Origin of the sequence: Streptomyces sp. NPDC057682 (genome assembly GCF_042799575.1) — a bacterium.
Lineage (GTDB): Bacteria > Actinomycetota > Actinomycetes > Streptomycetales > Streptomycetaceae > Streptomyces.
In genome coordinates this window covers 661,198-668,343 of record NZ_JBHVIN010000001.1, presented here as the reverse complement: position 1 = coordinate 668,343, position 7,146 = coordinate 661,198, and the positions used below count along the sequence as shown (strand labels likewise).

5 protein-coding genes are annotated in these 7,146 nt (G+C 71.4%); 2 read left to right on the top strand and 3 right to left on the bottom strand.

Features of this window, described 5'->3' with window-relative positions:
* Window positions 1-594 precede the first annotated feature (594 nt).
* The gene (locus ACFVDM_RS02825; protein WP_383632067.1) at window positions 595-1,149 is read right to left on the bottom strand and encodes a MarR family winged helix-turn-helix transcriptional regulator; all 555 of its coding nucleotides are present in this window, start codon (window positions 1,147-1,149) and stop codon (window positions 595-597) included.
* 146 nt (window positions 1,150-1,295) lie between these two features.
* Between ACFVDM_RS02825 and ACFVDM_RS02820 the strand changes: the two genes are divergently transcribed.
* A complete protein-coding gene (locus ACFVDM_RS02820; RefSeq protein WP_383632162.1) occupies window positions 1,296-2,606 on the top strand; it encodes an MFS transporter in 1,311 nt (436 codons plus the stop codon).
* 21 nt (window positions 2,607-2,627) lie between these two features.
* Here the strand turns inward: ACFVDM_RS02820 and ACFVDM_RS02815 are convergent, their stop codons facing one another.
* Both ACFVDM_RS02815 and ACFVDM_RS02810 read right to left on the bottom strand, forming a co-directional pair.
* Window positions 2,628-4,304 (bottom strand): SpoIIE family protein phosphatase, encoded by a 1,677-nt coding sequence (locus ACFVDM_RS02815; protein WP_383632064.1) that lies wholly within the window; start codon window positions 4,302-4,304, stop codon window positions 2,628-2,630.
* A gap of 193 nt (window positions 4,305-4,497) precedes the next feature.
* Entirely contained in the window at window positions 4,498-5,814 is a 1,317-nt protein-coding gene (locus ACFVDM_RS02810) for an NAD(P)/FAD-dependent oxidoreductase (RefSeq protein ID WP_383632159.1), read from the bottom strand.
* Window positions 5,815-6,233: 419 nt separating this feature from the next.
* Here ACFVDM_RS02810 and ACFVDM_RS02805 point away from each other — a divergent pair, with 419 nt between their 5' ends.
* Entirely contained in the window at window positions 6,234-7,112 is an 879-nt protein-coding gene (locus ACFVDM_RS02805; protein WP_383632062.1) for a TetR/AcrR family transcriptional regulator, read from the top strand.
* Window positions 7,113-7,146: the final 34 nt, after the last annotated feature.

The window sequence follows — 7,146 nt, the reverse complement described above, 5'->3', positions numbered from 1 at the left end:
TCCTCGCTGTGCATTGCCCACCAGACTCAAGGAGCCTCGTGGGACTTTCAAAGGAACCTCGAACCTGCCTTCGACAGGTCGGGGTATCAACATATCTGGCGTTGACTTTTGGCACGCTGTTGAGTTCTCAAGGAACGGACGCTTCCTTTGTACTCACCCTCTCGGGCTTTCCTCCGGGCGCTTCCCTTCGGTCTTGCGTTTCCGACTCTATCAGACTCTTTCGTGTCCGATTCCCGGTCGAAGCGGGTCAAGCGTTTTTCGCTTTCCAGTTCTTCGCTTTCGCGTTTCCCTTTCCGGCGAGTCCGACTCTATCAGATCCTTTCGGGCCTGATTCCCAGTCAGCGGGGTTTGTCCTCCGGGCCGTTGGGCCCTTCCGACGTCCAAAACCTTAGCGGATTCTCCCGGCGACTCATAATCGAGCCTCGCAACTGAATTTCGGCATGCCGAAATTGCCCCGTGCGGGAGGTCGTGCTGAAGAGTTGGTTGCCGCGGATGCGGCGGGATCGGCTGTCGGAGAACCGTTACGGCTCGATGACAACTCGAAGAACCTTACGGATCAGGGAGGGTCGTGTCAACCCCTCCCCGGGGGCGCTCTCAGTCCAGGTCGGTCAGGCGGCCGCCGGCGTCCGGCTGGGCGTGCTCCACGCGGCGCAGCAGGCGGATCAGCATCTCGCCGAGGACGCCGCGCTCCTCGCCGGAGAGGTCCTGGAGCAGGTCCTCCTCGAAGTCGGTGGCCATCCGCATGGCCTCCAGCCACTTCGTGCGGCCCTCGTCCGTCAGCTCGACGATCACGCGCACGCGGTTGTTCTCGTCGCGGTCGCGGGTCACCAGCCCCTCACCGGCCATGCGGTCGATGCGGTGGGTCATCGCGGCCGGGGTGAGCCCGAGCCGCTTGGCGAGCTCGCCCGGACCCAGTCGGTACGGGGCCCCGGAGAGGACCAGTGTCTTGAGGACCTCCCATTCGGCGTTGCTGATGCCGAGGGCGGCGACCTGGCGTCCGTACGCCACGTTCATCCGGCGGTTGAGCCGGCCCAGCGCGGAGACGACCTGTTCGACCTGCGGGTCGAGGTCGCGGAACTCGCGCTGGTAGGCGGCGATCTGCTCGTCGAGGCTCGGCTCCTGCGGACCGGGCTCGGTGGTGTCAGACATGGCGCGCAGTATGGCACGCCACCCACAGTCGTCGAAGTCCTTCACCTTGAATTGTTGAGCTTCTAACTTTAGTGCTAAAGTCTTCGGGTTCGAGTCTTTCGACGGTGTGGTTCGAGACCTTGAGGAAGGTGAGTGTGACCAGGGAAATGGGCGCGGCACTGCGGCGGATCCAGCTGGGGAGCGCGCTGAGCGCGTTCGGGCTGGGGTTCACCGTTCCGTATCTGTACGTCTACGTGGCGCAGGTGCGGGATCTGGGAGCCGGTACGGCGGGAGTCGTGCTGGCCGTCTTCGCGATGGCGGCGCTGGCGGTGCTTCCGTTCACCGGCCGGGTCATCGACCGGCGCGGGCCGCTTCCCGTGCTCGTCGGCGCCTCCGGCATCGCGGCCGTGGGTGCCGTGGCGCTCGGGCTCTCCTCCCAGGTCACCGCCGCCGTGCTCGCCGCGGCCGTGCTCGGTGCGGGCACCGCCGTCATGCAGCCGGCGCTCGCCACCATGCTCGTGCGCTGCACGGGCACCGCGACCCGGACCCGCGCCTTCGCCATGCAGTTCTTCCTGCAGAACCTGGGCCTCGGGATCGGCGGCCTGGTCGGCGGGCAGATCGTGGACACCTCCCGCCCGGCCTCCTTCACGCTGCTGTTCCTCATCGAGGCCGTCATGTTCGTCGTGCTCGGCGTCATCGCGGCGACCGTGCGCATGCCGCGTACCCCCGCCGTCGTCACCGGCACGGCCGCCGGTGAGGGCGCCGCGCCGCGCGGCGGGCTGCGGCAGCTGCTCTCGCACCGGGCCATGGTGCAGCTGTGCGTCCTCGGGTTCGTGCTGTTCTTCGCCTGCTACGGACAGTTCGAGTCCGGGCTCGCGGCCTACGGCACCGAGGCGGCCGGGATCCAGCCGTCGACGCTGGGCATCGCGCTCGCCGCCAACACGGCCGTCATCGTCGTCGCCCAGTTCGTGGTGCTGCGTCTGGTGGAGCGCCGCAAGCGCACCCGGGTCATCGCCGCGGTCGGTCTGATCTGGGCCTTCGCCTGGATCGTGGCGGGGTACGCCGGGCTCGGCCACGGCAGCCAGACCATGGCGACGGCCGCGATGATCTCCACGTACGCCCTGTTCGGACTGGGTGAGTCGATGCTGTCGCCGACGGTCGCGCCGCTGGTCGCGGACCTGGCGCCCGAGTCGATGGTCGGTCAGTACAACTCGGCGTTCGCGCTGTGCAAGCAGCTGGCGCTGGCGGTCGGACCGGCCGTGGGCGGCCCGATGGGGGCCTCGCTGCACGGGCCGTACATCGTCACGTTCGTCCTGTTCTCGCTGGGGATCACCGTGCTCGCGCTGCGGCTCGGGAAGCGGCTCACCCCCGTACAGGACCAGCCCTCGCTCGCGGCCGTGCCGTCGCGGGTCGTGGCCGTGTCGCTGCCGGAGAACGCGCCGGCCGAGATGCCCGCGGCGGTCGCCGCCGCGCGCTGACCGAACCCCCGGGGCCGGCGGCTACTGCGGCAGGGCGAACTCGCACCAGACCGCCTTGCCGCCGCCCGGGGTGCGACGGCTCCCCCAGGACGTGGCGATCGTCGCGACGATGGAGATGCCCCGGCCCGCCTCGTCGCCCGGTTCCGCGCGGCGGCGGCGCGGCAGGTGGTCGTCCCCGTCGGTGACCTCGATGATCAGCCTGCGGTCGGTGCGGCGCAGGCCCAGGCGCATCGGTGGCGTCCCGTGCTGGAGCGAGTTGGCGACCAGCTCGCCCGCCGCCAGGACGCCCAGGTCGCACAGCTCGACCGGGAACCGCCACGAGGTGAGCACCCCCGTCGCGAAGGCGCGGGCGCGCGGGGCGGCCTCGATGCCGCCGAGCAGATCGAGCGAGGCGTTGTGGAACAGCTCCGCCGCCGGGCCCGTGCGGGCCGGGTGCTGGACGACCAGGACCGCCACGTCGTCGTCGTGCTCCGCCGTCACGTTCAGGGAGCGGATCAGACGGTCGCACACCACCTGCGGCGCGCCCTTCGCGCCGGCCAGGGCGCGCTCCAGGGCGGCCACCCCCTCGTCGATGTCCTCGCTGCGGCGTTCGACCAGGCCGTCCGTGTAAAGAACAGCGGTGGAGCCGGGCGGCAGGGCGATGGTCCCCGAGGTGTGGATCCAGCCGCCGGTGCCGAGCGGCGGACCGGTCGGGTCCTCGGCGCGGCGGACCGTGCCGTCCTCGTCGCGCACCAGGATCGGCAGATGCCCGGCGGAGGCGTAGACGAGCAGGCCCTCGTTGGGGTCGTGGACGGCGTAGGCGCAGGTGGCGATCTGGCTGGCGTCGATCTCGGCGGCGAGGCCGTCGAGCAGCTGGAGCACCTCGTGCGGTGGCAGGTCGAGCCGGGCGTAGGCCCTGACGGCGGTGCGCAGCTGGCCCATCACGGCGGCGGCGCGGACCCCGCGGCCCATGACGTCCCCGATGACGAGCGCGGTGCGGCCCGCTCCGAGGGTGATCACGTCGTACCAGTCGCCGCCGACCGCGGCGTCCGTGCCGCCCGGCTGGTAGGTGGCGGCGATCCGCAGGTCGTCGGGGTGTTCCAGCTCCTGCGGGAGCAGGGAGCGCTGGAGGGTGACGGCCGTTTCGCGGTGGCGGCGCTCGCTGGCGCGCAGCCGCTCGGCCGCTTCGGCGTGGTCGGTGACGTCGACGGCGTAGACGAGGACTCCGCCCTCGTACCCCTTCTCCCGGTCGCCTCGCACGGGTGTGCAGGTGACGGTGTAGGAACTGCCGCTGCCGGCCTTGCGGGACTTCACCGTCCTGGGGGTGCCGCTGCGCAGCACCTGGTCCATGAGCGGGAGCAGGCTCAGTTCGGTCAGCTCGGGCATGGCCTCGGCGGCGGGGGCGCCCTGGGGGCGGGGGCCGAACGCGGCGGTGTAGGCGTCGTTGACGTACGCGATGCGGTGCTCGGGTCCGTGCACGAGGGCGACGAGGGCGGGCAGCCGGCCGAGGATGTCGCGGGTGGAGAGGTCCTCGGGGGTGGGGGCGCCGGGCCGGGCCCCGGTGTCGTCCGGGCCCGTGTCGGAACCGCCGTGGGGAGGGCTCGAATCGGTGTCCGCCTGCGCGTACTCACCGCGGGCCGCCGGAACGGGGCTGCGGTCGTCCCGGGCGGCTCTGCGCTGCGTACCGGGTAGGCGGGCGCTCCAACGCGTGAAGTTCACGGAATCTATGGCCTCGTGTGTCGGTCTGGTCCGCTCGGGCGGGCTGCTTCCTCTGCCGGGGCGTCACAAGTATGTGCTGGTGGTCGGTCGCCCCTGGGACGGTCTCCTGGATGGTCACTGTCGGTCGCTGCCGGCCGGGTCACTCTGTGCAGATGTGAGCCCACCTATGGTCACACGTCCAGTGTGTCGGACCCTACTGACAGTCGTCGTCGTCCGGGCGGGGGCGCCGTCCCGCGGCGATCTCGAACTCGGCCCGGGGGTGCTCCAGTGAGCCCAGTGAGACGATCTCCCGTTTGAAGAGCCCGGCGAGGGTCCATTCGGCCAGCACCCGGGCCTTGCGGTTGAACGTGGGGACCCGGCTCAGATGGTACGTACGGTGCATCAGCCAGGCCGGGTAGCCCTTGACCCGGCGGCCGTAGACATGGGCGACGCCCTTGTGGAGGCCGAGCGAGGCGACGGATCCCGCGTAGCGGTGGCGGTACTCCTCGGTGGGCCGGCCGTCCAGGGTGGCGACGAGGTTGTCGGCGAGCACCTTGGCCTGGCGGACGGCGTGCTGGGCGTTGGGCGCGGTGCGCGCGCCCGGTGTGTCGGAGGTGAGGTCGGGGACGGCGGCCGCGTCTCCGGCGGACCAGGCGTGCGGCGTGCCCTCGACGGTGAGCCGGGCGGTGCAGAGCAGCCTGCCGCGTTCGTCGAGCGGCAGGCCGGTCTCGGCGAGCAGCGGTGCGGGTTTGACCCCGGCGGTCCACACGAGGGTGCGGGTCGGGAAGCGGGAGCCGTCGCTGAGGACGGCGACGCGGTCCTCGCAGGAGTCCAGCCGGGTGTCGAGGCGGACGTCGATGTTGCGGCCCCGCAGCTCGCGCACGGCGTACCGGCCCATCGACTCCCCCACCTCGGGAAGGATGCGCCCGGTGGCTTCCACGAGGATCCATTTCAGGTCCTCGGGCTTGATGTTGTGGTAGTACCGCGCGGTGTAGCGGGCCATGTCCTCCAGCTCGGCGAGCGCTTCCACTCCGGCGTAGCCTCCGCCGACGAAGACGAAGGTCAGGGCGGCGTCGCGGATCTCGGGGTCGCGGGTGGCGGAGGCGATGTCCATCTGCTCGATGACGTGGTTGCGCAGTCCGATGGCCTCCTCGATCGTCTTGAAGCCGATGCCGTGGTCGGCCAGGCCGGGGACGGGGAGGGTGCGCGAGACGGAACCGGGGGCCAGGACGAGTTCGTCGTACGCGATCTCGACGGCGCCGGTGCCGTCCTCGCCGGTGGCGAGGGTGGTGACGGTCGCGGTGCGTTTGGCGTGGTCGATGCGCCTGACCTCGCCGACGACGAGCGTGCAGTGCGGCAGCACCCGACGCAGCGGGACGACGACGTGGCGCGGCGACAGGGAGCCCGCGGCCGCTTCGGGGAGGAACGGCTGGTACGTCATGTACGCGTCAGGGGTGACGACGACGATCTCCACCGCCCCGCTTCGCAGCCGATGCTTCAGTTTCCGCTGGAGGCGCAGCGCGGTGTACATCCCGACGTAGCCGCCACCGACGACGAGAATGCGCGCGCCCGGCTGGGGGCCGGGGGCTGTTCCCCCGGATTCTGAGGCCATCACCACCCCATGACGCAACGTGCACAAGAGTTTGTCCACAGCCTCGGCGAATTGTGTGACCGGAGCGCGCGTTCGGGCCGCCTCCGCCTTTCCGGCCGGTCGGGCGGAAGTACCGCAGGTCAGGCGTTACGGGGAGGGGTGCGGGCGAACCGGGGGCCGCAGGGCGGGCGGTGGTTGCTCCGATCGGGGGGCGCTCCCGGCGGGCTGCCCCCTTCTGAATTGACCCGGGCTCAACTATGTTCGTATGTCGTCGGGGTGTCGGACGGTGACCATCGATCCACCCTCGACAGACACGGCGGGAGTCTCCGGGGGGAGACGTCATAACCGGGGGAACAGTTATGCATATTCAGGAATCCCATTGGCCGACGGCCGCGCTCTCACCCGAAGGAAACGGGCGAATCGGGGCAGTCGGTACGACAAGCGGGACCAACGGGACCGCGACGGTCGCGGGCACCGTGAGCACGCTGGGGACCGCGCTCGGCGCGCAGGCCCCCGCACACGGCCGCTCGGCACCGCTGCGCGTCGACGCGCAGCGCAATCTGGAGCACGTACTGCGCGCCGCCCGCGAGGTGTTCGGCGAACTGGGGTACGGCGCACCGATGGAGGACGTGGCACGCCGCGCCCGGGTCGGTGTCGGCACGGTCTACCGGCGCTTCCCCAGCAAGGACGTGCTGGTGCGCCGGATAGCCGAGGAGGAGACCGCGCGGCTGACGTCGCAGGCCCGCGCCGCGCTCGGCCAGGAGGACGAGCCGTGGTCGGCGCTGTCGCGCTTCCTGCGGACCTCGGTGGCCTCGGGCGCCGGGCGGCTGCTGCCCCCGCAGATACTGCGGGTCGGCGTGGAGGTGGACGAGGGGCCGGCGGCCGGTGAGACGGCTGCCGTCCAGGGCGCGGAGAGCGGTGACCCGCGGGACGAGCACCGGGTGCCCCAACAGCGCCAGGAGGTCGGGCAGTCCGGACTGCGGGTGGCCGAGCGCCGCCCCGCGTCCGAGGAGGCCGACGACCTCGGCGCCGGTGCCGCCGAACTGCTGGAGGTCGTGGGCCGGCTGGTCGAGCGGGCGCGTACGTCCGGGGAGCTGCGCCGCGATGTGACGGTGGCCGATGTGCTGCTCGTCATCGCGACGGCCGCTCCCTCGCTGCCGGACGCCGCCCAGCAGGCGGCCGCCTCGGCCCGGCTGCTGGACATCCTGCTGGAGGGTCTGCGCTCGCGGCCGGAGTAGCGGGAGCAGTCGGCGGGGAGCCGCCGCGGGCGGG

Excerpts from the sequence above, each read along its gene's own strand:
- ACFVDM_RS02805 (WP_383632062.1), top strand. The coding sequence starts at position 6,234 with ATGCATATTCAGGAATCCCATTGGCCGACGGCCGCGCTCTCACCCGAA.
- ACFVDM_RS02810 (WP_383632159.1), bottom strand. The coding sequence starts at position 5,814 with ATGTACACCGCGCTGCGCCTCCAGCGGAAACTGAAGCATCGGCTGCGA.
- ACFVDM_RS02820 (WP_383632162.1), top strand. The coding sequence starts at position 1,296 with ATGGGCGCGGCACTGCGGCGGATCCAGCTGGGGAGCGCGCTGAGCGCG.
- ACFVDM_RS02825 (WP_383632067.1), bottom strand. The coding sequence starts at position 1,149 with ATGTCTGACACCACCGAGCCCGGTCCGCAGGAGCCGAGCCTCGACGAG.